The 2,315-nt window shown below is 72.8% G+C and carries 1 protein-coding gene; it reads left to right on the top strand.

The genetic code is table 11. The annotated features are described in order from the left end of the window. On the top strand, nt 1-2,315 hold a 2,315-nt coding region (locus tag AB0I68_RS38960), incomplete at both ends, for a type I polyketide synthase (RefSeq protein ID WP_363182185.1).

A 2,315-nucleotide genomic window follows, 5' to 3' on the forward strand; every position in this document is an offset into this window, starting at 1 on the left:
GACGCGGCGCGCGGCCTTCGGCCACCGCGCGGTGGTCGTGGCCGGCGACCGTGAGGAACTGCTGCGCGGTCTGGCCGCCGTCGCGGGCGGTGACCTGGTGGCCGCCGGGATCGCGAGTGGCGTGGTGGGTGCGGCCGGGGCCGGGAAGCTGGCCTTCCTGTTCACCGGCCAGGGCAGCCAGCGGCTCGGGATGGGGCGTGAGCTGTACGAGGCCTTCCCGGTGTTCGCGGAGGCGCTGGACGCGGTGTGTGCGGGGATGCGTCTGGAACTTCCGTTGAAAGAGGTGCTGTTCGGCGGGGATGCGGCCGTTCTGGATCGTACGGAGTACGCGCAGCCCGCGCTGTTCGCGGTCGAGGTGGCCCTGTTCCGCCTCGTCGAGAGCTGGGGAGTCCGTCCGGACTTCCTGTCCGGTCACTCCATCGGTGAGATCACCGCCGCCCATGTGGCCGGTGTGTTCTCGCTGGAGGATGCCTGCACGCTGGTCGCTGCTCGCGGGCGGCTGATGCAGGCGCTGCCGTCGGGCGGTGTGATGATCGCGGTCGAGGCGTCGGAGGACGAAGTCCTGCCGCACCTGACCGACCGTGTCGGCATCGCCGCCGTCAACGGACCGCGGTCGGTGGTCATTGCCGGTGACGAGGCGGCGGCGGTCGCCGTCGCCGAGTCCTTCGCCGATCGCAAGAGCAAGCGGCTGACGGTCAGTCATGCCTTCCACTCCCCGCACATGGACGGCATGCTCGACGCCTTCCGTGAAGTGGCGGAGGGGCTCACCTACGAGACCCCGCGCATCGCGGTCGTCTCCAACCTGACCGGTGCGCTCGTCTCCGACGAGATGGGTTCGGCCGACTTCTGGGTGCGGCACGTCCGTGAAGGCGTCCGCTTCCTCGACGGCGTCCGGGCGCTGGAGGCCGCCGGGGTCACCACGTACCTCGAACTCGGCCCCGACGGCGTCCTGTCGGCCCTCGCCCAGGACTGCACCACCGCCGAAGACGCCGCCTTTGCCCCCGCCCTCCGCAAGGGCCGCGCCGAGGCGGACACCGTGACCACGGCACTCGCCCGGGCGCAGGCGCGCGGTGCCCGCGTCGACTGGGAGGAGTATTTCGCCGGAACCGGCGCCCGCGCCGTCGACCTGCCGACCTACGCCTTCCAGCGCGAGCGGTTCTGGATCGACCTGCCCGTCGGATCCTTCGCCGACGCCTCCGCCGTGGGTCTCCGGTCCGCCGATCACCCGCTGCTGGGCGCCTGCCTGGCCCTGGCCGACGCCGACGGTCTGCTCCTGACCGGCCGGCTGTCCCTGGCCACGCACCCGTGGCTCGCCGACCACCGTGTCATGGGCTCGGTGTTGCTCCCGGGCACGGCCTTCGTCGAACTGGCCCTGCGGGCCGGCGGGCAGGTCGGCTGCGACCTCGTCGACGACCTCACGCTCGAAGCCCCGCTCGTACTGCCCGAGGAGGGCGGCGTAGAGCTGCAGATCGCGGTCGCGGCACCCGACGCCTCGGGCCGCCGCTCCGTGGTCTTCCACTCCCGTGACGACCGCGCCGAGGACGACGAGCCGTGGGTGCGCAACGCGACCGCGGTGCTCACCGAGGGCGCGGTCGAGTCCCCCTCCTTCCAGCTCACGGAGTGGCCGCCCGCGGGCGCCGAGGCCGTGCAGGTGGAGGGCCTCTACGACGGGCTCGCCGACGCGGGCTTCGGGTACGGCCCGGTGTTCCAGGGCCTGCGGGCCGCCTGGCGCCGCGGTGAGGAGGTCTTCGCCGAAGCCGCCCTCGACGCCGAAGCCGACCCGGCCGCCGAGCAGTTCACCATCCACCCGGCCCTGCTGGATTCCGCGCTCCACGCCATCGGGCTCGGCTCGCTGGTGGAGGACACGGGCCAGGGACGCCTGCCGTTCTCCTGGTCCGGTGTGTCGGTCCACTCGGTCGGCGCGGACACCGTGCGCGTACGGCTCTCCCGGGCCGGCCGGGAGGCCGTACGGTTGGAGATCGCCGACGCCGACGGTGCGCCGGTCATCTCCGTCGACAGCCTGGCCCTGCGCGCCTTCTCGCCCGAACAGTTCGGCCGGGCGGCCGCAGGCCGGGGCGACTCCCTGTTCCGGGTGGAGTGGACGGCCACGACCTCCGCCGGGTCCTCCGACGACTGGGTGATGCTGGACGGCGGTCTGCCGGTTGTCGAGGGTGGTGAGATTCCGGCGGCGCTGGTGGTGCCGTGTGTGGGGCTGCCCGGGGGTGATGTGGCGGTTGCGGTGCACGAGGAGACTGCTCGGGTGTTGGGGCTGGTGAAGGAGTGGTTGGCTGACGAGCGGTTCGCGGAGTCCCGTC

It is taken from the genome of Streptomyces sp. NPDC050448 (assembly GCF_040655295.1).
Taxonomy (GTDB): Bacteria; Actinomycetota; Actinomycetes; order Streptomycetales; family Streptomycetaceae; genus Streptomyces.